Raw genomic sequence first — 26,386 nt, forward strand, 5'->3', positions numbered from 1 at the left:
TTTCAGTCGAACAGGTGCTTGGGTACGTCGTGCTTGAGCATCAACTGGCACTGTTCGCTTTCCGGATCGAACACGATCAAGGCCTGGCCTTTGGTCAATGCCTGGCGCACGCGCAGCACGCGGGTTTCCAGTGGGGTGTCATCGCCGTTATCGGTACCGTCGCGGGTGACGAAGTCCTCGATCAGGCGGGTGAGGGTGTCGACTTCAAGCGCGTCGTGGGGAATGAGCATGGGCACCTCGGTCAAATCAATGTCGGGATGCTACGGGGATTGGGTTTCGTCTGCCAGTTATGTATCGATAGTGCCGGCCCATTCGCGAGCAGGCTCGCTCCCACAGGAATCGCATTTCAAAGGTGGGAGCGAGCCTGCTCGCGAAGGCGGTTATCTGTTCACCGAAGGCTCAACTGTCGGAACGCTGCCCCACCAGACTGTCCACCGGCGGTACGCGGGTTTCGCTTTCCATCTGCGTGTCATGCTCGATCTGATGGCTGAAGCGATCCAGTGAAGCATTGGCTGGCGCTGCGTCGCTGGCGAATACCGGCGGGCTCAGGATGTATGCGCCGAGCAAGCGGCTGAGCGCTGCCAGGCTGTCGATGTGCGTGCGTTCGTAGCCATGCGTGGCATCGCAGCCAAAAGCGAGCAGGGCAGTGCGGATGTCGTGGCCGGCGGTGACCGCCGAGTGCGCATCGCTGAAGTAGTAGCGGAACATGTCGCGGCGGACCGGCAATTCGTGTTCGCCGGCCAGACGCAACAGATGCCGCGACAGGTGATAGTCATAAGGCCCGCCGGAATCCTGCATCGCCACGCTTACCGCGTGTTCGCTGGAGTGCTGGCCCGGTGCGACCGGTGCGATGTCGATGCCGACAAACTCGCTGACGTCCCACGGCAATGCCGCCGCCGCGCCGCTGCCGGTTTCCTCGGTGATGGTGAACAGCGGATGACAATCGATGTTCAGTTCCTGGCCACTGTCGACAATCGCCTTCAGTGCGGCAAGCAGCGCTGCGACGCCTGCCTTGTCATCAAGGTGGCGTGCGCTGATATGGCCGCTTTCGGTGAACTCCGGCAGTGGATCGAACGCCACCACGTCACCTACGCTGATGCCCAGCGACTCACAATCGGCCTTGGTTGTGCAGTAAGCATCCAGACGCAGCTCGATGTGATCCCAACTGATCGGCATTTCATCGACCTGCGTGTTGAACGCATGCCCGGAGGCCATCAGCGGCAATACGCTGCCGCGAATAACGCCGGTGTCGGTAAACAGGCTGACCCGGCTGCCCTCGGCAAAGCGGCTCGACCAGCACCCGACCGGGGCGAGGGTCAGGCGCCCGTTGTCTTTGACCGCGCGCACCGCGGCGCCGATGGTGTCCAGGTGCGCAGACACGGCGCGGTCAGGGCTGCTCTTTTTACCCTTCAACGTCGCGCGAATGGTGCCGCGCCGGGTCATTTCGAACGGAATGCCCAGCTCTTCGAGACGCTCGGCGACGTAGCGCACGATGGTATCGGTGAAACCGGTAGGGCTGGGAATGGCGAGCATTTCCAGCAGGACTTTTTGCAGGTAAGCCAGATCCGGTTCAGGGATTTGTGTGGTCATGGTCATGGAAACTCCTGAAGGGTTGAGCACTGATCGTTCCCACGTTCTGCGTGGGAATGCAGCCCGGGACGCTTTGCGTCCCTCAAATGGACGTGGAGCGTGCGATGAGGCGTTCCCACGCAGAGCGTGGGAACGATCAGGAAGGGTTCAGACAGCCGGCTGACTATGCGGAAACAACAGATCGACAAAGCGCTCCGCCGTCGGTTGTGGTTCATGGTTGGCCAGGCCGGCGCGTTCGTTGGCTTCGATGAAGACGTACTCGGGCTGATCCGCCGCCGGCACCATCAGATCGAGGCCGACCATTGGAATATCCAGCGCCCGCGCCGCGCGCACGGCCGCGTCGACCAGCGTCGGATGAAGAATGTCAGTCACATCCTCCAGCGTACCGCCCGTATGCAGATTGGCCGTGCGCCGCACGAACAGATGCTCGCCGGCCGGCAGAATGCTGCTGTAGTCGTAACCGGCCGCGTGCAGCGTACGCTGGGTTTCGTGGTCCAGCGGGATCTTGCTCTCGCCGCTGGTGGCCGCTTGCCGGCGGCGGCTTTGCGCTTCGATCAGCGCACCGATCGAATGCTGACCATCACCGACCACTTCGGCGGGCTTGCGAATCGCCGCCGCGACCACTTCAAAACCGATCACCACGATGCGCAGATCGAGGCCTTCGTGGAAACTCTCCAGCAACACGCGGCTGTCGAACTGCTTGGCGGTTTCGATGGCCTTCTGCACCTCTTCGATGGTGCTCAGATCCACGGCGACGCCATGGCCCTGTTCACCGTCGAGCGGTTTGACCACCACGCGCTGGTATTCATCGAGAAAGGCCAGATTGTCGTCGGCATTGCCCGCCAGTTGCTGTGCCGGCAGTTTCAAGCCTGCGGCCTTGAGCACCTTGTGAGTCAGGCTTTTGTCCTGGCACAGGGTCATGCTGATCGCACTGGTCAAATCACTCAGCGACTCGCGGCAACGCACGCGACGGCCGCCATGGCTGAGGGTGAACAGCCCGGCGTCGGCGTCATCCACTTGCACGTCGATGCCGCGTCGATGCGCTTCTTCGACGATGATCCGCGCGTAAGGATTGAAATTCGCCTCCGGCCCCGGGCCGAGAAACAGCGGCTGGTTGATGCCGTTCTTGCGCTTGATGGCGAACGTCGGCAGGTTGCGGAAACCCAGTTTGGCGTAGAGGTTTTTCGCTTGGCGGTTGTCGTGCAATACCGACAAGTCCAGGTACGCCAGACCACGGCTCATGAAGTGTTCGACCAAATGCCGCACCAGCACTTCACCGACGCCTGGACGTGAGCAGTGCGGGTCGACCGCCAGGCACCACAGGCTGCTGCCGTGTTCCGGATCGTTGAAGGCTTTTTGATGATTGAGGCCCATGACACTGCCGATCACCGCGCCGCTGTCCTCGTCTTCCGCCAGCCAATATACCGGGCCGCCCTGATGATGCGGGGTGAGCAGCTCCGGATCGATCGGCAACATGCCGCGCGCCTGGTACAAACGGTTGATGCCCTGCCAGTCGGTTTCGCTCTGCGCGCGACGAATACGGAAGCCGCGAAACACCCGCGTGGCCTGCCGGTAATCGCTGAACCACAGGCGCAGGGTGTCAGAAGGATCGAGAAACAGCTGAGTCGGCTCCAGGCCTAGAATCTGCTGCGGTGCGGCGACGTACAGAGCAATATCGCGCTCGCCGGGCTGCTCGTTGAGCAGCTCCTGCGCCAGCGACGCCGGATCGGGAAAGGTGTGCCCGATCAGCAGCCGGCCCCAGCCGCAGTGCACGGCAATCGGTGCGGTGGCAGGTTCGCTGCCGTCTTCGGCCAGGCGCGCCTGCAAACGTTCATACGAGGGGGCCTGACCACGCAGCAGGCGTTGGTTGATGGACGTGGCATGGGGTTTCATCGATCAGATTCCTTGTTCACTGAGCCACAGGTTCAGGGCCGCCAGTTGCCACAGTTTCGAGCCGCGCAACGGGGTCAGTTGGCCTTGCGGATCAGTCAAAAGCTTGTCGAGCATGGTCGGGTTGAACAGGCCGCGATCCTGGCTCGGATCCAGCAGCAGCTCGCGCACCCAGTTGAGCGTGTCGCCCTGCAAGTGCTTGAGCCCCGGCACCGGGAAATAGCCTTTCTTGCGGTCGATCACTTCGCTTGGAATGACCCGGCGCGCAGCTTCTTTCAGCACCTGCTTGCCGCCGTCCGGGAGCTTGAATTTGCCCGGCACGCGGGCCGACAGTTCGACCAGTCGATAGTCGAGGAACGGCGTGCGCGCTTCCAGGCCCCAGGCCATGGTCATGTTGTCGACGCGTTTGACCGGGTCATCGACCAGCATCACCGTGCTGTCCAGTCGCAACGCCTTGTCCACCGCGGCATCGGCGCCGGGTTGGGCGAAGTGTTCTTTGACGAAGTCGCCGGCCGCATCGTGATCGACCAGCCATTTGGGCTGAACCGTCGCCGCGTAGTCGTCGTAACTGCGATCGAAGAATGCATCGCGATAAGCGGCGTATGGATCCGCCGCGCCGTCGACCTGCGGATACCAGTGGTAACCGGCAAACAGTTCGTCCGCGCCTTGGCCGCTCTGCACCACTTTGCAGTGCTTGGCCACTTCGCGGGACAACAGATAGAACGCGATGCAGTCGTGGCTGACCATCGGTTCGCTCATTGCGCGGAAGGCGGCGGGCAGTTGCTCGATGATTTCTTTCTCGTCGATGCGCAACTGATGGTGGCGGGTGCCGTAGTGTTTGGCGATCAGGTCTGAATACTGGAACTCGTCGCCGCGCTCGCCGCCGGCATCCTGGAAACCGATGGAAAAGGTCGACAGGTTCTCTACGCCGACTTCGCGCAACAGGCCGACGAGCATGCTCGAATCGACGCCACCCGAGAGCAACACACCCACATCAACCGCCGCACGCTGACGAATCGCCACCGCTTCGCGGGTGCTGTCGAGGACGCGATCGACCCAGTCTTCCAGATTGAGGTTTTTTTCGTCCTCACGTGGGCCGTAGGGCAGGGTCCACCAGGTTTTCTGCTCGGTGCGGCCATCGGCTTCAACGCGCATCCAAGTGGCCGGCGGCAGTTTCTCGATGCCAGCCAGCAAGGTTCGCGGCGCAGGTACGACCGCATGGAAATTCAAATAGTGATTGAGCGCCACCGGATCGAGGATCGGGTTGATATCGCCGCCCTTGAGCAACGCAGGCAGTGCCGAAGCAAAACGCAAGCGCTGACCGGTGCGCGACAGGTACAACGGCTTGACGCCGAGACGGTCACGGGCGATGAACAGGCGCTTGGCATCGCGCTCCCAGATGGCAAAAGCGAACATGCCATTGAGTTTCGGCAGCAGCGCCTCGCCCCAGGCGTGATAACCCTTGAGCAGCACTTCGGTGTCGCCACCGGAATAGAAGGCATAACCCAGCGCTTCGAGCTCTTCGCGCAGTTCGGGGAAGTTGTAGATCGCGCCGTTGAACGCCAGGGACAGGCCCAGTTGGCTGTCGATCATCGGCTGCGCCGAGCCGTCCGACAGGTCCATGATTTTCAGGCGTCGATGGCCCAGGGCAATCGGCCCTTGGGCATGGAAGCCCCACGCGTCAGGGCCGCGAGGGGCCAGGTGATGGGTGATTCTTTCGATCGCTGCAAGGTCTGCAGGTTGTTGATCAAAACGTAACTCGCCAGCTAATCCGCACATAAAGTCCTTACCGGTTTTTCCGTTGGGGAAGGTCAAGCCGTACCGCGCGAAAAGTGCGGGTACTCAGAAACTGACCTGTCTCGGTAGGGGGAGTTTTAGATCGATAAGTTATAAGGCGGCTAAGCGGCGTTGTGCCCTAACGCTATCAGCGCCGAAGTCGGGCTGGATTTGCACGCTATGCCGTTACGCTTTTTTTGAATAAGCCCGCTCCGGCGCAGACGTTTGACGCGGGTGGTGCAGGGCTATTTTATTCATGACAAAAAGTGCTTGATCTGCCTCGGTTTTGCCCAGGAATTTGAACTGTTAACGGCTGCCTGGTACCGATAGGCTCGAGGGTACAAACCGCAATAAAGGACTATTGCCATGCTCACCCTCGACAAGAAAAAAACCGCGATCAAGCCCTCGACCCTGAGCACCTTGTTCGACGCGACCGGCGACCTCGACACCGCTCAAGCCCTGGAAAAAAACCTGCCGACGCATTTGCTCAAGGCTTCGACCACCAACCTGGCCAGGCTGGATGAAATCAACCGTGAGCTGCACGCCGTGCAGCAGAAGGTCGATAAGAATCTGGGCCGGCTCAAACCGTTGCAGAGCTTTTGCATCAGCGAGCTCGAGGCGGCGCTGAGCAAGCAATGGCCAGCGCTTTATGACGTATGCACTGATCAGGTCAGTCTGCCGGGTGTTGATTGTGGCTGCGAAGCCACCGCGACCGATCAGGCCGGGATCGACAAGGTCAAACATGCTTCGCAAACCCTCTTGCAGGCAGCCATGCAGAACTTCACCGAAGACGAAGAGCAGGCTGACGCATTTCCCGAAGGCAGCCAGGTACGCATCACGAGCGCGCCGCAGGGTGTGAGCGGCCTGACCCCGGCGGCATTCGCCGCGTTTTGTCGACAGCTGGATCTGGGCAAAAAATACCAGGAGCATCTGCAGCAAGTGTTCGGTCTGCGTGATGACAGCGCAAAAGTCGTGGCGACCAGCGCGATGACCCGCGATATCGCCACATTGAAACAGTCGCTTTTGGAACTCGACGCGCATCTGGCCGCGCTCAAGGGGGACATCACCGCGGCAGGATTGCGCATGTTGCAGGATCTGATGGTGGCCGGGGGCGTGGTGTCGGCGCAGACCCTGCGCTACGGCAAGGATTCGCTGATCATGCAGGGTGTCAAGATCCTCGACTGCTGCGTGTGGGGCGTTGTCGTATTCTCCAAACGCTCCGTGCAACAGCATCCTGAGGACGGATGCATGGCGTACATGCCCGGTGAGCCTGCCCGGGCAGTGTACGAATACCCGAGTTTCAATGCGTTCAAGCGCTACCTCGCGCAACAACTGAAAACTCCCGAGTATCAGGACTGGTTCGCCCACAGCCTCGATGAAGACGACAAGGCCGATTTCTTCGAGAGTTTCGCCGAGAAAAGCGATCTGGGGGACGTCAAGCAATGGGCCATCGATGTCCCGCTCTTCGATTTCATGGTGCAGAGCCATGTCGGCAAGTTGCAGATCGACGCACGCAAACTGGCAGTGCCCACCGCTGATATCGATGAAGACGCACGAAACAAACGCCTGTTGGATTTTCTTCAGCGGGGCGTCACGGTGGCGTCGGTGGCCGGGCTTTTCGTGCCGGTTCTCGGGCAATTGATGATGGGTGTCGCAGTCGGGCAATTGCTCGGTGAAGTGTATGAAGGTGTCGAGGACTGGCGGCGCGGTGATCATCAACAGGCGCTGTCACATCTGCTCAGTGTGGTCGAAAACATAGCGTTGATGGGGGCCTTTGCCGGTGGCCAGAAAGTGCTGGGGACACTGGGCAGCAAATTGCTGCGCACGCACCCGGAGTTCTTCGCGCCATTTACCGCCATTGTCAATCGGGCCGGCAAGTCGCGCCTGTGGAAGGCTGATCTCAGCCATTACGAGCATTCTCTGCCCGCCGGTTTCACTATCGATGCCGGCTCCAGGGAGTTCTATCAGATTGGCCGCAAGACCATCGCTCGCGTTGACCACCGCCTGTTGGCCGGCGACTTTGATCCCGTCACCCAGCATTGGCGTCTGGAGCACGCCGAACGTGCACAGGCCTATGCCCCTGAACTGATCCGCCACGTCGAAGGTGGCTGGCGGCTCCCTGCTGAAGAGCCTGAAGAGTGGGGCAGTTCTGCGTACGCGCTCAAGCGCATCGACCCGCAGTTGAGCGAATTCGCCGACAGCGATCTGGACATGATCCGCCGGCTGAGCGGCACCTCCCAGCAGACCCTGCTCGACACGTTCAATGACAATCTGAAACTGCCTGTGCGCCTGCGCGATACCGTCGAGCGCGCACGCATCGGGCGCCAGTTGCGGGAGCTGACCACAGAGCTGGCAGGCGGCGAGATCCACTCCGGACAACCTGTCGAGGAACAAATGCATGCCTTGACGACACTGCCGGGCTGGCCGACTGACAGATACATCGAGGTCACCGGGCATGAGGGCGACCTCGAAACCACCTATCCGCCGGGCACTGCTATCGACGACACCCTGGGTGTGCCGGTCACGCAGGGCCAGTTGGCACTCGGACGCTTGCTGCAGACCGTCATTGACGGTCTTTACGAGCATGAAGTCGATGCCTTGCTCGGCGGCAAAGTCGCAAAACCTGCGCAAGCAACGGCATTGGCAAAAAAACTGGCTGCCGCGCTCACGGCGGATTACCGCACCGCGTTCGCGCGGATGTACAAGCGCTTTGACCAGAGTGACGCGCAGGATCTCGGCAAATTGCGCCAGGTCTTCGCCGACATTCCGGCGCGCCATGGTCAAAGGCTGATTGACCGCGCTCCGAGTGTCGAGCGCTTGCACCTGCGCTCCACCGCACGCGTGCCCTTGAGACTCGGGCAACGTGTCCGGGCCAGCACCGCAAAAGTACGCATTGACCGCGCGCTGGCAGGCTTGCACTGGCCGCGACTGGCCACTGCCGACACCGACAAGCTGGCTATCGCGTCGCTGCCGCGCCTCCCTGGCTGGGATGCAAAATTACGCCTGGAGGTACGCGACAAGACGTTGACCGGACCGTTGCTCGAGGCGCTCGGTGCTGCCTCGACGACCACGGAAAATACGGGTTATCTGGTGAAGGCCCGTGACGGTTATGAGGCATTTGGCGGCGACCGCAAATCGCTGGGCAAAGTGGAATCGGGCCCCAACGCGTTATATCTGGCCATCCTCAAGGCGCTACCGTCACGTCAACGGACGGCGGCCGGGTTTGCTGATGCCGAGCAGGCCAGCGCGCAACAGTTACGCAATAAATTGCTGGACGTCGCACTTGACGACCGCGAAGTTACTGCGCGGACATTGCTCGACGGCAATGCTGAACCGGTGATCGTCGAGCCGCCCTGTGTGCAAGGCGATCAGGCGCCCGTGACCTCTCATCCGCGCCAGTTGCTGCGCAAGGTGCGCAAACTGTTTCCGCGCCTGGATGAGGCACAGGCCAGCCAATTGCTTGATGAGCTGGGCGACGATGCTCTGAGCCGGGCGACCCGGGTCAAAGCCTTGCGCGAGGAGCTGAAAACCCTGCGCGATGTCTTGTTTACCTGGGCTGAGGATGGCGCTGCCTTGAAAGCAATGGGCGGCGACCTGGCAGAAGCGCGGCACAGTCGGAAAATGGCGGCCGAACTGATCGAAGAAGGTTTTCGGCGATTTCACTGGCTGACTGATGACCAAGGCAAATCGGTATGCGCGCTCAATCTTGACGGCATGCGCATCGGCAAGTTGCCGGCGTTGCCGCCTGGCTTGAACTTTGACCATGTTCAGCAATTGTCGATGAAGAACATGGCGCAGGATGACGATGTCGCGCACTTCCTCAAATCCTTCAAACAGCTCGAATCGCTCGAACTCGACAGCAACACAGTCACGCGTCTGCCCGAAGTACTGTCGAACATGCCCAGGCTCAAGCGTTTGAGTCTGGCGGGCAATCAATTGAAACTGACCGAGCAGACACTGGCAAAGCTCAATCGGCTGCGCACGCTGTGGTACCTGAATCTGAGCAACAACCCTTTGGGTGCAACGCCTGATGTCAGTCTGATGAGCAATCTGCGTCGGTTGTTGCTACGCGATACGGGACTCACCGAACTGCCAGAAGGCCTGAACAATTGTGCGCATATTGAATGGATAGACCTGCGCGAGAACGAGATCAAGGAATTGCCTGACTGGTTATTTCAGAAAACGCGACGATTCACGGAGGCGCTCAATCTCGGACTCAATCCATTCAACGAAACCACCAAGACGTATCTGGATAACTACCGCAAGAATTTCGGTATCGGAATGGGTTATACCGCCGATGACATTCCCCGCCTCAACGAGCAGACCGCGCGATCGTTATGGTTTACCAAAGTCGACGGTGAAGACTGGGCCGAGCAGTCGCGAACCTGGGCGGCATTTCGCGACGATACGCGCGCCGAGGGCTTGTTTCATTTGCTCGCGCAACTGGGCGATACCGCCGACGCGACGAAGGGCAGCGCGGAGATGCAGCGGCGCGTCTGGGCAGTACTCAAAGCGGCGGAAACCGACGAGACCCTCTGCGACCAACTGCTGGACATAGCCGCCAATCCGAACAATTGCACTGACAGCGCGGCGGTCAATTTCAGTCATCTGGAAGTCGCTGTTGAAGTTGATCGGGTGACCCAAGGGGCTGGCGGACGAGTCACTGCCAAGCCGCTGCTTAATCTGGGACGTGGTCTGTTCCGGCTGGATCAGTTGAACGCGATTGCCCAAGAACATGCGGTCAAGGCTGCGAAGTCTGACCCGCTGGAGGTGAACCTTGCTTATCGCGTCGGGCTGGCCAAAGTGCTGGAACTGCCGGGTCAGCCGCAAGGCATGCTGTTCAACAAGCAGAGTGGCGTCACCGCAGCTGACCTGGACACGGCGAGACACCGGATCACCAAGGCCGAACTCTCGCCCCAGTGGCTGAAGTTCATGCAGGAGCGAACGTTCTGGCGTGATTATCTGAAGCGTACGTTTACGCGCAAATTTTCAATGATCGACGAATCGTTCGCGCCGCGCATGAGTGCCCTCGATGAGCAGGCGGACACGCTGCTCAGTGCCGACTATGTGAGTCAGGCGAATGCCCTCCAGCTGGAAAAGGAGCAGGCGCAAGAGGCAGTGATCAAGCGCCTGACCGAAGAGTCGATCCGCCTGATGGATCTCGGCTTCTGTGTGATGCCGGACATCTGATATTCACTTGCCGCGAATCAGTTTGCGCAAGGCAAATCGGTTGGGGTGGCAGGCTTCGGCCACGCTGCGCGGCAGCGGCAGCGGCTCGTTGTCCAGCCACGCGGCGAGCAGTTCACCGCACAGCGGCGCGGTGATCAGTCCGCGCGAGCCGTGGCCGCTGTTGACATACAAGCCGTCAAGCCATGGGCAAGGGCTGTCCGGCACCTGCCGGGCATCCTTGCTCAATGCCGCGTAGGTTTGATTGAAGCTTTGCAGATCAGCGAGCGGGCCGACAATCGGCAGGTAATCAGGGCTGGTACAGCGAAACGCGGCGCGCCCCTCAAGGCCGTCGACCGACTGTTGATCAATGTGCAAACGGGCGGCGAGATCGCCGGAGATCTCTTCCAGCATGGCCAGGTTGCCTTGATGCTCGGCAGTCGTGGGCGTCAGATCGTCGCTGTTGAAGTCGAAACTCGCGCCCAGCGTGTGCTCGCCCAAGCGCGCCGGAGCGACGTAGCCTTCGGCGCACACCACCGTGGCCAAGGCTTGGCTTTCTGCGGTTTCAACCAGACGCGTGATTTGCCCGCGAATGCGCTTGAGCGGCAATTCGGCGCTCTGGGCAAAACGTTTGATTTCGGCAGCCCCGGCCAGCACTACAACCGGTGCGCTGGCGAGTAAACGTTCGCCGTCGAAGGCTTGCCACTGGTCTGCGACTTTGCGCAGCTGCAGGGCGTCGTGATGGCTGAGCAGTTCGATATGGGTGTGCATCGCCTGGGCCTGACACAGCGCCGGCGGATGCACCCAGCCGCCCTCGGGATAGAACAAACCGCCATGGGCCACGCCAACACCGGCGCGGGCCTGCGCTTCTGGCTGTTCCAGCCACTGCAAAAGATCTTCGGGGAACGCTGCCGCCAGTTGCGCGTGACGTTCGGCTTCCTTGGCATTGAACGCCAGTTGCAGCACGCCACAGTCGTCCCAGTCGCTGCCGCGTTGCAGGGTTTCCAGCAGGCGCCGGGTGTAACCGAAACCGCTGACGATCAACTGCGACAACGCGGTGCCATGGGCGGAAAGCTTGAGATAAAGCACGCCTTGCGGATTGCCTGAAGCTTCTTGCGCGACGGCCGCGTGACGTTCCAGCAGGCTCACCTGCCAGCCGCGCGCCGCCAGACTCGACGCCGTTGCGCAACCGGCCAGGCCGGCGCCGATCACCAGCGCCCGGCGTTCACCGCTCAGCGGCGCAGGGCGGGCGAACCAGGGTTTGGCCGGCTCTGGCGCAGCCACCTCGGCGGGCCAGCCGAGAAATTCGCCACGCAGGATTTCCCATTTATGGCCGATGCCCGGCGTGCGCTTCATCTTGAACCCGGCAGCGTTGAGCAGACGCCTTACCCAACCGGTGCTGGTGAAGGTGCTGATGGTCGAGCCCGGCGCAGCCAGGCGCGCCAGTTCGACGAACAGCTCGGCAGTCCACATGTCCGGATTTTTCGCCGGGGCGAAACCGTCGAGAAACCACGCGTCGATCCGCGCATCGAGTTGCGGCAGTTGCTCCAGCGCATCGCCGATCAGCAAGGTCAGCGTCACTCGACCTTCGGCCAAAGTAATGCGCTGAAAGCCTTGATGAATCGCCACGTAGTGCTTGAGCAACTGATCGGCCAACGGCCTGAGTTCCGGCCACAGGGCCAAGGCCCGGTGCAGGTCCGCAGGCGCCAGCGGGTATTTCTCGACGCTGACAAAATGCAGACGTGCGCCCGCCACCGCGTGTTGCTCGAACAACTGCCAGGCGCAAAGAAAATTCAACCCGGTGCCAAAACCGGTTTCGCCAATGACCAGACGCCCATCCGCCGGCAGCGCAGCGAAACGCTCGGCCAGACGGTTCTGTTCGAGGAACACATAGCGAGTTTCCTCCAGCCCCGACTGGTCGGAAAAATACACGTCATCGAACACCCGCGAACGTGGGCGTCCCTGGTCGTCCCAGTCGAGTTGGGCGTGGGGCATTTCGGCTTTCATGGCAGGCTCGGCAAACACAAGGCGGCTATTCTAGCCGATCGCGCGGGGGCTGCCTGATCCAGCGCAAGGTCCAGCGTCGACCGCTCGGGAACAATGGTTGCACGCAGGGAATTTATGCGCCGCGTCCGTGCCCAATCCGCTAGTCTTGCTGAACCCTGGAAGGAGCCGTCCCATGTTTGAATCCGCTGAAATCGGTCACGCCATCGACAAAGACACCTATGAGGCGGCGGTTCCTGCGCTGCGTGAAGCCTTGCTGGAAGCGCAGTTCGAGTTGCAGCAGCAGAAGCGCTTTCCGGTGATCATCCTGATCAACGGCATCGAAGGTGCGGGCAAGGGCGAGACGGTCAAACTGCTCAATGAATGGATGGATCCGCGCCTGATCGAAGTACGCACCTTCGACCAGCAAACCGATGAAGAACTCGCGCGGCCACCGGCGTGGCGCTACTGGCGGATGCTGCCGGCCAAGGGGCGCATGGGGATTTTCTTCGGCAACTGGTACAGCCAGATGTTGCAGGGCAGGGTCCATGGGCTGTTCAAGGATCCGCGTCTGGATCAGGCCATCGCCGGTGCCGAGCGTCTGGAAAAAATGCTCTGCGATGAAGGCGCGCTGATTTTCAAGTTCTGGTTTCACCTGTCCAAGAAGCAGATGAAAGCACGGCTCAAGTCGTTGGCTGACGACCCGCTGCACAGCTGGCGCATCAGTCCGCTGGACTGGCAGCAATCGCAGACCTACGACAAGTTCGTCAAATACGGCGAACGCGTATTGCGCCGCACCAGCCGCGATTACGCGCCGTGGCACATCATCGAAGGCGCCGACGCCAACTACCGCAGCCTGGCGGTGGGCAAGATTCTCCTTGAAGGGCTGCAAAGTGCGCTCGAACGGGCCGAGGTCAATCCGCGCCAGGTCAGTGCCGCGCCGCTGGGTACGCCGGTCGATCAGTTGAACCTGCTCGACAGCCTCGACCTCAGCCAGCGTCTGGACAAGAAGGATTACGAAGAACAACTGATCACCGAGCAAGCGCGCCTGTCCGGATTGATGCGCGATAAACGCATGCGCCGCCATGCGCTGATCGCGGTGTTCGAAGGCAATGACGCGGCGGGCAAGGGCGGCGCGATCCGGCGCGTTGCAGCGGCGCTCGACCCGCGTCAATACAGCATCGTCCCGATCGCTGCGCCGACCGAAGAAGAACGCGCGCACCCGTATCTGTGGCGGTTCTGGCGGCACCTACCGGCGCGCGGCAAGTTCACCGTGTTCGATCGCTCTTGGTACGGCCGCGTACTGGTCGAGCGGATCGAGGGTTTTTGCAAACCGGCGGACTGGCTGCGCGCTTACGGCGAGATCAATGACTTTGAAGAGCAACTGGCCGACGCCGGCGTGATTGTCGTGAAGTTCTGGCTGGCCATCGATAAAGACACCCAGATGGAGCGCTTTCAGGAGCGCGAAGAGATCTCCTTCAAGCGCTTCAAGATCACCGAGGACGACTGGCGCAATCGGGAAAAGTGGGACGACTACCGTAGAGCGGTGGGCGACATGGTCGACCGCACCAGCACCGAAATCGCGCCGTGGACGCTGGTCGAGGCCAACGACAAGCGCTGGGCACGGGTAAAAGTGCTGCGCACGATCAACCGTGCGCTGGAAGACGCATTCGAGAAATCCGACAAAAAGGCCAGGAAGCACAAGGACTGAAGCGATGGCCGCGCATACGCCGGGTGAATGATCCTCGCGGTCGGCAAGAAGGTGGACTTATGCTCAGGCCCACTTTCAACCGACAACAACAATGAGGTATGCCATGCGTGAAGTGGTGATCGTCGACAGCGTGCGGACCGGCCTGGCCAAATCCTTTCGCGGCAAGTTCAACCAGACCCGCCCCGATGACATGGCGGCCCACTGCGTCAATGCGCTGCTGACACGCAACGATATCGACCCGGCGAGCGTCGAGGACTGCATCGTCGGCGCCGGCTCCAACGAAGGCGCGCAGGGTTACAACATCGGCCGCAACGTCGCGGTGCTCTCGCGTCTGGGCACCGGCACCGCCGGCATGACCCTCAACCGTTTCTGCTCGTCGGGTTTGCAGGCGATTGCGATTGCCGCTAATCAGATCGCCTCCGGTTGCAGCGACATCATCGTTGCCGGCGGCGTCGAGTCGATCAGCCTGACCCTGAAAAGCGTCAACACCGATCACCTGATCAACCCGCTGCTCCAGCAACAGACCCCCGGCATCTACTACACCATGGGCCAGACCGCCGAAGTGGTGGCACGACGTTACGGGGTCAGCCGCGAGGCGCAGGATCGCTATGCACTGCAAAGCCAGATTCGCACGGCTCACGCTCAGGCGGCCGGTCTGTTCGATGATGAAATCGTGCCGATGGCGGTGAAATACCGCGTCGAGGACAAGAACAGCGGCGAAGTGCAGATTCTCGATGGCGTGGTCGAGCGCGACGACTGCAACCGTCCGGACACCACCTACGAAAGCCTGGCCGGATTGAAACCGGTCTTCGCCGAAGATGGCTCGGTGACGGCGGGCAATTCATCGCAGCTGTCCGACGGCGCCTCGATGACACTGGTGATGAGCCTGGATAAAGCCCTGGAATTGGGGCTCAAGCCGAAAGCATTTTTCCGGGGCTTCACTGTGGCCGGTTGCGAGCCGGACGAAATGGGTATCGGCCCGGTGTTCTCGGTGCCGAAACTGCTCAAGGCCAAAGGTTTGCAGGTGGCGGATATCGATCTGTGGGAGTTGAACGAGGCGTTCGCTTCGCAGTGCCTGTACAGCCGCGATCGACTGGAGATCGATAACGAAAAGTACAACGTCAACGGCGGTTCGATTTCCATCGGCCACCCGTTCGGCATGACCGGCTCGCGTCAGGTCGGGCATTTGATCCGGGAATTGCAGCGACGCCATTTGCGCTACGGCATCGTCACCATGTGTGTGGGCGGTGGGATGGGGGCGAGTGGGTTGTTTGAGGCGGTTCGATAAAGGATCGGTTGCCTGTACAGGCCTCTTCGCGAGCAAGCCCGCTCCCACAGGTGATCGCATTCCCCGGTGGGAGCGGGCTTGCTCGCGAAGGAATCACCTCGGTTCAGCGCCTGGAATCCTGCCGCTGCATCCGCGCTATATAAGCCTGAATTTCCTTCTCTATAACCTGACTGTCAAACGGCCCCTCAAGAGTATTTTCCCGGGTGCTGAAATACAGCTCGCCATTGACCCTACACACGCGGTCGCTGCGAAAACGAGTGGCGGGGGCGCTGTCCTCGGCGCGCATGGCGTACATGTCGGTCTCCCTGATCAATGCGTTCGAAAGTCTGCAACCAGCTTATGCCTGAAGCACTTGGTGCGCCTGCCCGGCCGATCAACGGCGAAGCGTCGGTTTACGGCTGCGACCTGCACAGTTTCATTCGCGGCCTGCCGGCAACTGTCCCTGTGTTGCACGCGGTCGGGCGCCTAGAATGAGTGTTCTTGTCAGCAGGCTTTTGGGGTTCGCATGCACATTTCATCGGGGCGCTGGGTATACGGACTGTTCCTGGCGCTGCTGACCGCGTTTCTGTGGGGCATCCTGCCGATCAAGCTCAAACAGGTGCTGCAGGTGATGGACCCGGTGACGGTGACCTGGTTTCGCCTGACGGTGTCCGGTGGCTGCCTGTTCATCTATCTGGCTTCGGTCAAACGCCTGCCGAGTCGCAAAGTGCTGGGCCCCAAGGGCGGCTGGCTGGTGCTGATGGCGGTGCTCGGGCTGGTCGGCAATTACGTGCTGTACCTGATGGGCCTCAACCTGCTCAGCCCCGGCACCGCGCAACTGGTGGTGCAGATGGGCCCGATCATGTTGTTGATCGCCAGTCTGTTCGTGTTCAAGGAACGCTTCAGCATCGGCCAGGGCATTGGCTTGCTGGTGTTGCTGATCGGCTTTGGCCTGTTCTTCAACCAGCGCCTGGCCGAGCTGTTGACCTCGCTGTCCGATTACACTGCCGGCGTGTTGTTGGTCTTGCTGGCATCGACGGTCTGGACCTTTTATGCGCTGGGGCAGAAGCAATTGCTCACGGTGTGGAATTCATTGCAGGTAATGATGGTGATCTACCTGTTCTGCGCGCTGTTGCTGACGCCGTGGGTGCATCCGCTCGAAGCGCTGAACCTCAGCCCGTTGCAGGGTTGGCTGCTGTTGGCGTGCTGCATGAATACCTTGATCGCCTACGGCGCATTCGCCGAAGCACTGGCACATTGGGAAGCATCGCGGGTCAGCGCAACACTGGCGATCACGCCGCTGGTGACGTTTGTGGCTGTGGCAATCGCGGCGCGGGTCTGGCCCGAGTTTGTGCATGCCGAGCAGATCAATGCGCTGGGATATGGCGGGGCGGTGCTGGTGGTGCTGGGTTCGGCACTGGTCGCGTTGGGGCCATCGTTGATTGCCGGGCTCAGGGCGCGGCGGATGCGTATGGCCTGAAGATCAAAAGATCGCAGCCTGCGGCAGCTCCTACAATTGGAATGCGTTTCCCTGTAGGAGCTGCCGAAGGCTGCGATCTTTTGCTTCAGCCCTTGGCACCCGCCTCGATCATGTTCTCCGGCCGCACCCACGCATCGAACTCTTCATCAGTCAGATAACCCAGCTGCAACGCCGCCTCACGCAAGGTCAGCCCTTCGCTGTAGGCCTTCTTGGCGATCTCTGCCGACTTGTCGTAACCGATGTGCGGGTTGAGCGCAGTCACCAGCATCAGCCCACGTTCCAAATGTTGGGCCATCGCTTCGGCATCCGGCTCGAGCCCGGCAATGCAGTGCTGCTGGAAGTTGCTGCAGCCATCGCCCAGCAAACGGATCGATTGCAGCAGATTATGAATGATCACCGGTTTGAACACGTTCAACTGCAAATGCCCCTGGCTGGCAGCAAAACCGATCGCCACGTCGTTGCCGAGCACCTGACAGGCGAGCATCGACAACGCTTCGCACTGAGTCGGGTTGACCTTGCCGGGCATGATCGAGCTGCCCGGCTCGTTCGCCGGCAGCTTCACTTCGGCGAAACCGGCACGGGGACCTGAGCCGAGCAGGCGTAGATCATTGGCGATTTTCATCAGCGCCACGGCGAGGGTTTTCAGCGCACCGGACAGCGTTACCAGCGGCTCATGGCCGGCCAGCGCGGCGAACTTGTTCGGCGCGGTGACGAACGGCAAGCCAGACAGCGCAGCGAGCTCGGCGGCAATCGCCTCACCGAAACCGTGTGGCGAGTTCAGCCCGGTACCGACTGCGGTGCCGCCCTGAGCCAGCTCGCAGACCGCCGGCAGCGCGGCGCGAATCGCACGCTCGGCGTAATCCAGTTGCGCGATGAAGCCGGACAGCTCCTGACCGAAGGTGATCGGCGTCGCGTCCATCATGTGCGTGCGTCCGGTCTTGACCAGTTTCATGTGCCGCGCCGCCAGTTCAGCGAGGCCGCCGGACAACTCGGCAATCGCCGGCAGCAGTTGTTCCTGCACCGCTTTGGCGGTGGCAATGCTCATGGCGGTGGGGAAGCAGTCATTGGAGCTTTGCGAGCGGTTGACGTGATCGTTCGGGTGCACCGGGGATTTGCCGCCGCGCGGGTTGCCGGCCAGTTCGTTGGCACGACCGGCGATCACTTCGTTGACGTTCATGTTGCTCTGGGTGCCGCTGCCGGTCTGCCAGACCACCAGCGGGAACTGCTCGTCATGTTCGCCGGCGAGGACTTCATCGGCGGCCTGTTCGATCAGGCGGGCAATGTCGGCCGGCAGATCGCCGTTGCGGTCGTTGACCCGCGCGGCGGCTTTCTTGATCAGCGCCAGGGCATGCAGCACCGGCAGCGGCATGCGTTCCTGACCAATGGCGAAGTTGATCAGCGAGCGTTGCGTCTGAGCACCCCAGTAAGCGTCGTCCGGGACTTCGATCTGGCCCAGGCTGTCGGTTTCGATACGGCTCATCGTGCACACTCCTGTTGGTCTGTTGGCGCAATTTAGGCCGGTGTCGGCCCGGGTGGTTCCATCGGCTCGATTGTTGACCGCAAAACCCCGCCAATCAAGCGTGGCAAGGGTCGGGGGTTGAGCCACAGCGATTGTTAGGCGCAGAATGGTCGCCCTTGGGGTTCGACCTCGCTTTGCTTAAAGGAAACTCGATGACTCGTCTTCGCGCCATCTGTACCGCGGTTGCACTGGTTTGCGCCAGCGGCCAGGTGCTTGCCGATACCGCCAGCCACAACGCCAGTGCCGAAGCTTTCCTGACGCTGGCTCACGCTGACAAGCTGGGCACCCCGGTGTACATGCAAGTGCAGCAAATGTTCGCCCAGCGCTTTGAACAGACCAAAGCCCCGGAGTCGAAGAAAGCCGTGCTCGAAACCTACCAGGCCAAGGCCAACGCCGCGCTGGACCAGGCCATCGGCTGGAACAAGCTCAAGCCCGACATGGTCAAGCTCTACACCAGCAACTTCAGCGAATCCGAGCTGAAAGATCTGGTTGCTTTCTACAAATCGCCACTGGGCAAGAAAGTCCTCGAAAAAATGCCGCAGCTGACCCAGCAGTCGGCGCAGATGACCCAGGGCAAGCTGGAAAGCGCAGTGCCGGTGGTCAACAAGCTGCTCGACGACATGACCAAAGAGCTGGACCCGAAAGGCGCCGCTGCGCCGGCCAAGAAGAAGTAAGCGGAGTTCGTGATGACCATGCAACAACGCATCGAATCGACGCTGGCCCTGTTACAGCCTGAGCACCTGCAAGTGCTGGACGAAAGCCACATGCACAGTCGCGGGTTACAGACCCACTACAAGGCGGTGGTGGTCAGCGCGCAGTTCGAAGGCCTGAACCGGGTCAAGCGCCACCAGAAGGTCTACGGTACGCTCGGCGAGTTGATGGGCGAGTTCCATGCGTTGGCGCTGCACACCTACACCCCGCAGGAATGGGCAGAGATCGATGGCGCTCCGGCGTCGCCGACCTGTGCTGGCGGCAGCAAGCATTAAGCTTCGGTTTTTTGCTAGAATCCGCAACGCGCCGCTTAGCCGGCGCGTTTTTTTTGAATCCGGTTCACCCTTTGCGAGGGTAGCCACCTGGAGAAATACCCATGACACAACCGATTGTCGTGGCGGCACTGTACAAGTTCGTCACCCTCGAAGATTACGTTGACCTGCGCGAGCCCCTGCTGCAGGCGATGGTCGACAACGGCATCAAAGGCACCCTGCTGATTGCTGAAGAAGGCATCAACGGCACCGTTTCCGGCACCCGCGAAGGCATCGACGGCCTGCTCGCCTGGCTGAAAAACGATCCGCGCATGATCGACATCGATCACAAGGAATCGTACTGCGACGAGCAGCCGTTCTACCGCACCAAGGTCAAGCTGAAGAAAGAGATCGTCACCCTTGGCGTCGAAGGCGTTGACCCGAACAAGAAGGTCGGCACCTACGTTGAGCCGCAGGACTGGAACGCGCTGATCAGCGACCCGGAAGTGCTGCTGATCGACACGCGCAACGATTACGAAGTGTCGATCGGCACCTTCGAAGGCGCCATCGATCCGAAAACCACCAGTTTTCGCGAGTTTCCCGACTACATCAAAGAACACTTCGACCCGGCCGTGCACAAGAAGGTCGCGATGTTCTGCACCGGCGGCATCCGCTGCGAGAAAGCCTCGAGCTACATGCTCGGCGAAGGTTTCGAAGAGGTTTACCACCTCAAGGGCGGCATCCTGAAGTACCTCGAAGAGGTGCCGCAGGAAGAAACCAAGTGGCGCGGCGACTGCTTCGTCTTCGACAACCGCGTGACCGTGCGTCACGACCTGACGGAAGGCGACTACGATCAATGTCATGCCTGCCGCACCCCGGTCAGCGTTGAAGATCGCGCCTCCGAGCACTACGTCGCCGGCATCAGTTGCCCGCACTGCTGGGACAAGCTCAGCGAGAAAACCCGGCGCAGCGCCATTGATCGGCAAAAGCAGATCGAACTGGCCAAGGCTCGCAACCAGCCGCACCCGATCGGCTACAACTATAAGCAAGCATCCACCGAGGCTTAACCATGTCTGCGCGCCTGCTCTATGTGATGGATCCGATGTGTTCATGGTGCTGGGGTTTTGCTCCGGTGGCCAAGGCACTGGTCGAGCAGGCGCAGGCAGCCGGGGTCGAGCTGCATCTGGTGGTTGGCGGTCTGCGCACCGGCAGCGGCTCGGCGCTGGAGCCGACCACCCGGCGTTACATTCTTGAGCACTGGCAAGCCGTCACCGAGGCCACCGGCCAGCCGTTCAAACTTGACGGTGCGCTGCCCGACGGTTTTGTCTACGACACCGAGCCTGCCTGTCGCGCCATCGTTACCGCGCGCAGTCTGGCGCCGGATTGCGCCTGGACATTGGTCGGGCTGATCCAGCAGGCGTTTTACGCAGAGGGTCGCGATGTCACCCAGGCCAGCGTGCTGGTCGAACTGGCGGAGCAGGCCGGGGTGCCGCGTATCGAGTTCGCCGCGTTGTTCGATCATGCCGATCAGCACAAGGCGACCCAGGCCGACTTCACGTGGGTGCAGGATCTGGGCATCGCCGGTTTCCCGACCCTGCTGGCCGAGCGCAACGGTCAACTGGCGCTGCTGACCAATGGCTATCAACCGCTCAGCGAGCTGTCGCCGTTGCTCGGCCGCTGGCTGGAGCGTGCGGCCTGTGTCTGACCTTGCCGATGACACGCCAGCCGTAGAGCGTGTCGACCGGCTGAGCTGGGCTGAAGTCCGGCGTCTGGCACTGCATCACAAAAAATCCCTGTGGATCGCCAATGGCGTGGCCGTGCTGGCGACGCTGTGCAGTGTGCCGATTCCATTGCTACTGCCGTTGCTGGTGGACGAAGTCCTGCTTGGCCACGGCGATGCCGCACTGAAAGTCATGAACCACTTCCTGCCGAGCATGTGGCAGCAGGCGGCGGGTTATATCGGCTTGATGCTGGTGGTGACCCTCACCTTGCGCTGCAGCGCTCTGTGTTTTGGTGTGTTGCAGTCGCGGCTGTTTGCGCGGCTGGCCAAGGATATCGTCTACCGCATCCGCGTGCGTCTGATCGAACGGCTCAAGCGCATTTCCCTTGGCGAATACGAAAGCCTGGGCAGCGGCACGGTGACCACGCATCTGGTCACCGATCTGGATACCCTCGACAAATTCGTCGGAGAAACCCTCAGCCGTTTCCTCGTGGCCATGCTCACGCTGGTCGGCACCGCGAGCATTTTGATGTGGATGCACTGGAAGCTGGCGCTGCTGATTCTGCTGTTCAACCCGTTGGTGATCTACGCCACGGTGCAGTTGGGCAAACGGGTCAAACACCTGAAGAAACTCGAGAACGACAGCACCTCACGCTTTACTCAGGCGCTGAGCGAAACGCTCGATGCGATTCAGGAAGTGCGCGCCGGCAATCGCCAGGGCTATTTCCTCGGGCGCCTCGGTTTGCGCGCGCAGGAAGTGCGCAATTACGCCGTCAACTCGCAGTGGAAAACCGACGCCTCGAACCGCGCCAGTGGTTTGTTGTTCCAGTTCGGCATCGACATCTTTCGTGCCGCAGCGATGCTCACCGTATTGTTTTCCGACCTGTCGATCGGGCAGATGCTCGCGGTGTTCAGTTACCTGTGGTTCATGATCGGCCCGGTCGAACAGCTGCTCAATCTGCAATACGCCTATTACGCGGCGGGCGGTGCGCTGACGCGGATCAACGAACTGCTGGCGCGCGCCGACGAGCCGCAGTATCCCGGTGGCGTTGATCCATTCAAGGGGCGCGACACCGTCGGCATCGAGGTGCAAGGCCTGAGCTTCGGTTATGGCGATGAACTGGTGCTGGATCAAATGAACCTGTCGATCCTGCCGGGTGAAAAAGTCGCGATCGTCGGCGCCAGCGGCGGTGGCAAAAGTACTTTGGTGCAGTTGCTCTTGGGGCTGTACACGCCAGCGGCCGGGAGCATTCGCTTTGGCGGGTCGACCCAGCAGGAGATCGGTCTGGAGACGGTGCGCGAGAATGTCGCCGTGGTCTTGCAGCATCCGGCGCTGTTCAACGACAGCGTGCGTGCCAACCTGACCATGGGCCGGATGCGCAGCGACGAAGCCTGCTGGCAGGCGTTGGAAATCGCGCAAATGGCCGCGACCATCCGCGCGCTGCCCGACGGCCTCGACAGCATCGTCGGGCGTTCCGGCGTGCGTTTGTCCGGCGGCCAGCGCCAACGTCTGGCGATCGCACGGATGATTCTCGCCGAGCCGAAAGTGGTGATTCTCGACGAAGCCACTTCGGCCCTCGATGCCGCTACCGAGTACAACCTGCATCAAGCGATGGCGAAGTTTCTCAACGGCCGCACCACACTGATCATCGCCCATCGCCTGTCGGCGGTGAAACAGGCGGACCGGGTGCTGGTGTTCGACGGCGGGCAGATCGCCGAGGACGGCGATCATCGCCAACTGATCGCCGACGGCGGTCTCTACGCCAAGCTTTACGGCAACTTGCAACAGCACTGATCGAAACCCTCGCCGACCTGTCAGAGGTTCTGCGTGCGGTGTAACGCCGCGCCTTGCCTTGAACGAGAACCCCACCTAGTCTCGTCATAGCGAATTCGCCCGGAAGGCGAGCGGGCAGTGCTCATGCAAGGAATCTCATGAAGCAAAAGCAGACTCTGGGAACACCACGGTTGTTGGGTATCGTCTGGCCCTTTATTGCTGTCGTGGTGTTCCAGGCATTACTGGGGGGCGTGAGCCTTTACGTGCTCTCGGCCGTGCGTGGCTACGTGGCCGGCGAAAGCCTGTGGTCCAAGGGCCAGAAGGATGCCATCTATTACCTCAATCTCTACGCCGACAGCCGTGACGAGGCGATCTACCGCAAATACCTGACGGCAATTGCCGTGCCTCAGGGCGGTCACCAATTGCGTCTGGCGCTCGATCGTCAGCCGCCGGATCTGCAAGCGGCGCGCGAAGGCATTCTGCAGGGTGGCAATCACCCCGACGACGTCTCCAGCCTGATCTGGCTGTATCTGAATTTTCGCCACTTCAGTTATCTCGAAACCGCGATTGATCGCTGGACAATCGGCGATGCCTACCTCGACCGACTGCACGAAGTAGCGCAGGAGATGCATCAAGGCATTGCCCGCAACCAGGCCAGCCCCGGCGATGTGCAGCGCTGGAAAGTGCAGATATTTGCCATCAACGATGCCGTGACCCCAGCGGCGAAAGCCTTCAGTGATGCCTTGGGCGAAGGCTCGCGGGTGATCATGCGCCTGTTGCTGTTTACCAACCTGGCCACTGCGCTGGGCCTGATCGTGCTGGCGCTGTGGCGCACGCACAAACTGCTCAGGCAGCGTCATGAATTTGCCCAGGCACTGCAACTTGAGAAGGATCGCGCACACATCACCCTGCAGTCGATCGGTGATGGCGTAATCACTACCGACGTCAACGGCGCGATCGACTACATGAACCCGGCCGCCGAAGCCATGACTCACTGGAAGGCCGAGCAGGCGGCGGGCCTGCCGTTGTCGGCGCTGTTCAACCTGCTTGACGAAAACGCCCAGACCGAAGGGCTGACGCTGATCGAACACATTCTCAGCGGCCAGCTCAGCGGTGGTAGCGAACATTCCAAGCTGATCCAGCGTCTGGATGGCAGCACCCTGTCGGTGACTCTGGTCGGTGCACCGATCCGCAACGCCGGCAATGTCAGCGGCACGGTGCTGGTGCTGCATGACATGACGCAGGAGCGGCAATACATCGCCAATCTGTCCTGGCAGGCGACCCACGATGCGCTGACCGGGCTGGCCAACCGTCGCGAATTCGAATACCGCCTCGAACAGGCGTTGCACAACCTCACTCGCCAGCCCGGGCGGCATGCGCTGATGTTCCTCGATCTCGACCAGTTCAAACTGGTCAACGACACCTGCGGCCATGCGGCAGGCGACGAGCTGTTGCGGCATATCTGCACGCTGTTGCAATCGGGCCTGCGCGAGGGCGACACCTTGGCGCGGCTGGGTGGCGATGAGTTCGGTATCCTGCTGGAGAACTGCCCGCCGGAGGTCGCGGAGAAGATTGCCGAGAGCCTGCGTCAGACGGTGCAGAACCTGCATTTTGTCTGGAAAGGGCGGCCGTTCCTGACCACGGTCAGTATCGGTCTGGTGCATGTGGCGCAGAATCCAACCACCCTCGAGGCCTCGTTGCGTGCGGCGGACATGGCTTGCTACATGGCCAAGGAAAAGGGACGCAACCGCGTCCAGGTCTACCACGCCGACGATTCCGAACTTTCCATGCGCTTCGGTGAAATGGCCTGGGTGCAGCGCCTGCACATGGCGCTGGAGGAAAACCGCTTCTGCCTGTATGCCCAGCAGATCGCGCCGCTAAAACCGCAACCCGGCGAGGCCGGACACATCGAGATCCTCCTGCGTTTGCATGATGAGTCCGGGCGGATGATTTTGCCTGACAGCTTTATCCCGGCGGCGGAACGGTACGGTTTGATGACTCAGTTAGATCGCTGGGTAGTGCAGAACGTTTTCAAGGTTATTGCTCAGTGTATTGAGCAGGAACATGAACTTCCTTTAGCCATGTGTGCGATTAATCTGTCAGGCATTACTATCGGAGATGACGACTTTTTGCACTTCCTCAGGGACCAGTTCGTTAACTACGCTATACCGCCTGAAATGATTTGTTTTGAAATTACCGAAACCAGTGCAATCGCGAATCTAGGCAGCGCAATCCGTTTTATCAATGAACTCAAAGGTTTAGGTTGTCACTTTTCCTTAGATGACTTTTGTGCCGGAATGTCTTCATTCGCTTACTTGAAACATTTGCCTGTAGACTTCCTGAAGATCGACGGGAGTTTCGTAAAGGATATGCTGGACGACCCGATTAATCGGGCAATGGTCGAGGTGATCAATCACATCGGCCACGTCATGGGTAAGCAGACAATTGCCGAGTTTGTTGAAACTAACCAGATCGAACAGGCATTGCTTGAAATAGGTGTGGATTACGCTCAGGGTTATGTTATCGAGCGTCCGCAGTTGTTTACCTGTGACAGTTTGCAAAGTCGCCCTGCCAGACCGCAGCCGTTGTTGTTCAAAGCGCCTGGCACGTTCCGTTGAAGTCTCTCGCCGATCCTTGCCATCACAAATCAAAAGGAGCCGAACAGTGATCGACACATTCAACCGAACCGGACCCCTCATGGAAGCTGCAAGTTATCCTGTCTGGGCACAACAGCTCATTCAGGACTGCAGCGAGAGCAAGCGCCGGGTTGTCGAACATGAACTTTATCAGCGCATGCGGGACAACAAACTCAGCGCGAAAACCATGCGCCAGTACCTGATCGGGGGCTGGCCGGTCGTCGAGCAGTTTGCCTTGTACATGGCGCAGAACCTCACCAAGACCCGCTTCGCCCGCCATCCCGGCGAAGACATGGCGCGGCGCTGGCTGATGCGAAACATCCGCGTCGAACTCAACCATGCCGATTACTGGATGCACTGGAGCCGCGCCCATGGCGTCAGCCTCGAAGATCTCCAGGCCCAGCAAGTGCCGCCCGAGTTGCACGCGCTGAGTCACTGGTGCTGGCACACCAGCTCGGCGGATCCGTTAATCGTGGCGATTGCCGCGACCAACTATGCGATCGAGGGCGCGACCGGGGAGTGGTCTGCGGTGGTCTGCTCGACCGGCGTCTACGCGGCGGCGTTCCCGGAAGAGGATCGCAAGCGCGCAATGAAATGGCTGAAGATGCATGCCCAGTACGACGATGCCCATCCGTGGGAAGCGCTGGAAATCATCTGCACCCTGGCCGGCATGAATCCGAGCAAGGCTTTGCAGGCCGAGCTGCGGCAGGCGATCTGCAAGAGCTATGACTATATGTACCTGTTTCTGGAGCGGTGCATGCAGCTTGAGGCCTCGGAGCGGCTGGTGGTCAACCGCGAGCGCAGGACCGTCGTCGAAAGCTGATCTCAGGAAAAACATGTAGCAAATGTGGGAGCGGGCTTGCTCGCGGATGCGTAAGGTCATTCAACGGATTCGTTGTCTGGCAGACCGCA

Annotated in this window: 19 protein-coding genes; 12 read left to right on the forward strand and 7 right to left on the reverse strand. The window is 60.7% G+C overall.

The genetic code is table 11. From position 1 onward, the window contains the following. Positions 1-2: 2 nt before the first annotated feature. The 4 genes from CXF97_RS04045 to CXF97_RS04065 all read right to left on the reverse strand — a co-directional run bounded on the left by CXF97_RS04045 (position 3) and on the right by CXF97_RS04065 (position 5,259). A complete protein-coding gene (locus CXF97_RS04045) occupies positions 3-230 on the reverse strand; it encodes a YheU family protein (protein WP_003172962.1) in 228 nt (75 codons plus the stop codon). Positions 231-399: 169 nt separating this feature from the next. After that, positions 400-1,590, reverse strand: coding sequence for an osmoprotectant NAGGN system M42 family peptidase (locus tag CXF97_RS04050; protein ID WP_101156428.1), 1,191 nt, complete (start codon positions 1,588-1,590; stop codon positions 400-402). A 147-nt stretch (positions 1,591-1,737) separates the two neighbouring features. Further along, entirely contained in the window at positions 1,738-3,483 is a 1,746-nt protein-coding gene (ngg, locus tag CXF97_RS04060) for an N-acetylglutaminylglutamine synthetase (RefSeq protein ID WP_101156353.1), read from the reverse strand. A gap of 3 nt (positions 3,484-3,486) precedes the next feature. Further along, positions 3,487-5,259 carry an N-acetylglutaminylglutamine amidotransferase gene (locus CXF97_RS04065; protein ID WP_101156356.1) on the reverse strand — a complete coding sequence of 591 codons (1,773 nt, stop codon included), beginning with the start codon at positions 5,257-5,259 and terminating at the stop codon, positions 3,487-3,489. A 363-nt stretch (positions 5,260-5,622) separates the two neighbouring features. Here CXF97_RS04065 and CXF97_RS04070 point away from each other — a divergent pair, with 363 nt between their 5' ends. Then, positions 5,623-10,446 carry an NEL-type E3 ubiquitin ligase domain-containing protein gene (locus CXF97_RS04070; RefSeq protein WP_101156359.1) on the forward strand — a complete coding sequence of 1,608 codons (4,824 nt, stop codon included), beginning with the start codon at positions 5,623-5,625 and terminating at the stop codon, positions 10,444-10,446. Between the two features lie 3 nt (positions 10,447-10,449). Here CXF97_RS04070 and mnmC read toward each other — a convergent pair whose 3' ends face one another. Then, on the reverse strand, positions 10,450-12,429 hold the full coding sequence (gene mnmC / locus CXF97_RS04075; RefSeq protein ID WP_101156362.1) for a bifunctional tRNA (5-methylaminomethyl-2-thiouridine)(34)-methyltransferase MnmD/FAD-dependent 5-carboxymethylaminomethyl-2-thiouridine(34) oxidoreductase MnmC: 1,980 nt from the start codon (positions 12,427-12,429) through the stop codon (positions 10,450-10,452). Between the two features lie 172 nt (positions 12,430-12,601). Between mnmC and pap the strand changes: the two genes are divergently transcribed. Together pap and CXF97_RS04085 are read left to right on the forward strand one after the other, a co-directional pair. Beyond that, entirely contained in the window at positions 12,602-14,116 is a 1,515-nt protein-coding gene (gene pap, locus CXF97_RS04080; RefSeq protein WP_101156366.1) for a polyphosphate:AMP phosphotransferase, read from the forward strand. A 103-nt stretch (positions 14,117-14,219) separates the two neighbouring features. Then, the gene (locus tag CXF97_RS04085; RefSeq protein WP_101156369.1) at positions 14,220-15,404 is read left to right on the forward strand and encodes a thiolase family protein; all 1,185 of its coding nucleotides are present in this window, start codon (positions 14,220-14,222) and stop codon (positions 15,402-15,404) included. 103 nt (positions 15,405-15,507) lie between these two features. Here CXF97_RS04085 and CXF97_RS04090 read toward each other — a convergent pair whose 3' ends face one another. Beyond that, the gene (locus tag CXF97_RS04090; RefSeq protein WP_101156371.1) at positions 15,508-15,699 is read right to left on the reverse strand and encodes a DUF6316 family protein; all 192 of its coding nucleotides are present in this window, start codon (positions 15,697-15,699) and stop codon (positions 15,508-15,510) included. 44 nt (positions 15,700-15,743) lie between these two features. On the opposite strand from CXF97_RS04090, the gene CXF97_RS28375 reads away from it, so the two are divergent. Both CXF97_RS28375 and CXF97_RS04095 read left to right on the forward strand, forming a co-directional pair. Beyond that, on the forward strand, positions 15,744-15,878 hold the full coding sequence (locus CXF97_RS28375) for a hypothetical protein (RefSeq protein WP_256589679.1): 135 nt from the start codon (positions 15,744-15,746) through the stop codon (positions 15,876-15,878). Positions 15,879-15,909: 31 nt separating this feature from the next. Then, complete coding sequence (locus tag CXF97_RS04095; RefSeq protein WP_101156374.1) at positions 15,910-16,863, forward strand: DMT family transporter; 954 nt, start codon at positions 15,910-15,912, stop codon at positions 16,861-16,863. A gap of 85 nt (positions 16,864-16,948) precedes the next feature. Here CXF97_RS04095 and CXF97_RS04100 read toward each other — a convergent pair whose 3' ends face one another. Further along, positions 16,949-18,343: a class II fumarate hydratase gene (locus CXF97_RS04100; RefSeq protein WP_101156376.1), complete on the reverse strand. Its 1,395-nt coding sequence runs from the start codon at positions 18,341-18,343 to the stop codon at positions 16,949-16,951. A 191-nt stretch (positions 18,344-18,534) separates the two neighbouring features. Between CXF97_RS04100 and CXF97_RS04105 the strand changes: the two genes are divergently transcribed. The 7 genes from CXF97_RS04105 to CXF97_RS04135 all read left to right on the forward strand — a co-directional run bounded on the left by CXF97_RS04105 (position 18,535) and on the right by CXF97_RS04135 (position 26,297). Continuing rightward, complete coding sequence (locus CXF97_RS04105) at positions 18,535-19,056, forward strand: DUF2059 domain-containing protein (RefSeq protein WP_101156378.1); 522 nt, start codon at positions 18,535-18,537, stop codon at positions 19,054-19,056. 12 nt (positions 19,057-19,068) lie between these two features. After that, entirely contained in the window at positions 19,069-19,368 is a 300-nt protein-coding gene (locus CXF97_RS04110; RefSeq protein ID WP_101156381.1) for a BolA family transcriptional regulator, read from the forward strand. Positions 19,369-19,469: 101 nt separating this feature from the next. Then, a complete protein-coding gene (locus tag CXF97_RS04115; RefSeq protein ID WP_101156384.1) occupies positions 19,470-20,411 on the forward strand; it encodes a rhodanese-related sulfurtransferase in 942 nt (313 codons plus the stop codon). A 35-nt stretch (positions 20,412-20,446) separates the two neighbouring features. After that, on the forward strand, positions 20,447-21,049 hold the full coding sequence (locus CXF97_RS04120; protein WP_178081144.1) for a DsbA family protein: 603 nt from the start codon (positions 20,447-20,449) through the stop codon (positions 21,047-21,049). After that, positions 21,042-22,859, forward strand: coding sequence for an ABC transporter ATP-binding protein (locus CXF97_RS04125; RefSeq protein WP_101156390.1), 1,818 nt, complete (start codon positions 21,042-21,044; stop codon positions 22,857-22,859). The genes CXF97_RS04120 and CXF97_RS04125 overlap by 8 nt, the downstream gene beginning before the upstream one ends. Before the next feature lie 137 nt (positions 22,860-22,996). Beyond that, the gene (locus CXF97_RS04130; protein ID WP_101156393.1) at positions 22,997-25,456 is read left to right on the forward strand and encodes an EAL domain-containing protein; all 2,460 of its coding nucleotides are present in this window, start codon (positions 22,997-22,999) and stop codon (positions 25,454-25,456) included. Between the two features lie 79 nt (positions 25,457-25,535). After that, the gene (locus tag CXF97_RS04135) at positions 25,536-26,297 is read left to right on the forward strand and encodes a TenA family transcriptional regulator (protein ID WP_371918361.1); all 762 of its coding nucleotides are present in this window, start codon (positions 25,536-25,538) and stop codon (positions 26,295-26,297) included. Positions 26,298-26,386: the final 89 nt, after the last annotated feature.

Source organism: Pseudomonas sp. Choline-02u-1, from assembly GCF_002836515.1.
GTDB lineage: Bacteria > Pseudomonadota > Gammaproteobacteria > Pseudomonadales > Pseudomonadaceae > Aquipseudomonas.

Coding starts and splice junctions, on each gene's coding strand:
- CXF97_RS04045 (WP_003172962.1), bottom strand. CDS start 230: ATGCTCATTCCCCACGACGCGCTTGAAGTCGACACCCTCACCCGCCTG.
- CXF97_RS04050 (WP_101156428.1), bottom strand. CDS start 1,590: ATGACCACACAAATCCCTGAACCGGATCTGGCTTACCTGCAAAAAGTC.
- ngg (WP_101156353.1), bottom strand. CDS start 3,483: ATGAAACCCCATGCCACGTCCATCAACCAACGCCTGCTGCGTGGTCAG.
- CXF97_RS04065 (WP_101156356.1), bottom strand. CDS start 5,259: ATGTGCGGATTAGCTGGCGAGTTACGTTTTGATCAACAACCTGCAGAC.
- CXF97_RS04070 (WP_101156359.1), top strand. CDS start 5,623: ATGCTCACCCTCGACAAGAAAAAAACCGCGATCAAGCCCTCGACCCTG.
- mnmC (WP_101156362.1), bottom strand. CDS start 12,429: ATGAAAGCCGAAATGCCCCACGCCCAACTCGACTGGGACGACCAGGGA.
- pap (WP_101156366.1), top strand. CDS start 12,602: ATGTTTGAATCCGCTGAAATCGGTCACGCCATCGACAAAGACACCTAT.
- CXF97_RS04085 (WP_101156369.1), top strand. CDS start 14,220: ATGCGTGAAGTGGTGATCGTCGACAGCGTGCGGACCGGCCTGGCCAAA.
- CXF97_RS04090 (WP_101156371.1), bottom strand. CDS start 15,699: ATGTACGCCATGCGCGCCGAGGACAGCGCCCCCGCCACTCGTTTTCGC.
- CXF97_RS28375 (WP_256589679.1), top strand. CDS start 15,744: ATGCCTGAAGCACTTGGTGCGCCTGCCCGGCCGATCAACGGCGAAGCG.
- CXF97_RS04095 (WP_101156374.1), top strand. CDS start 15,910: ATGCACATTTCATCGGGGCGCTGGGTATACGGACTGTTCCTGGCGCTG.
- CXF97_RS04100 (WP_101156376.1), bottom strand. CDS start 18,343: ATGAGCCGTATCGAAACCGACAGCCTGGGCCAGATCGAAGTCCCGGAC.
- CXF97_RS04105 (WP_101156378.1), top strand. CDS start 18,535: ATGACTCGTCTTCGCGCCATCTGTACCGCGGTTGCACTGGTTTGCGCC.
- CXF97_RS04110 (WP_101156381.1), top strand. CDS start 19,069: ATGACCATGCAACAACGCATCGAATCGACGCTGGCCCTGTTACAGCCT.
- CXF97_RS04115 (WP_101156384.1), top strand. CDS start 19,470: ATGACACAACCGATTGTCGTGGCGGCACTGTACAAGTTCGTCACCCTC.
- CXF97_RS04120 (WP_178081144.1), top strand. CDS start 20,447: ATGTGTTCATGGTGCTGGGGTTTTGCTCCGGTGGCCAAGGCACTGGTC.
- CXF97_RS04130 (WP_101156393.1), top strand. CDS start 22,997: ATGAAGCAAAAGCAGACTCTGGGAACACCACGGTTGTTGGGTATCGTC.
- CXF97_RS04135 (WP_371918361.1), top strand. CDS start 25,536: ATGGAAGCTGCAAGTTATCCTGTCTGGGCACAACAGCTCATTCAGGAC.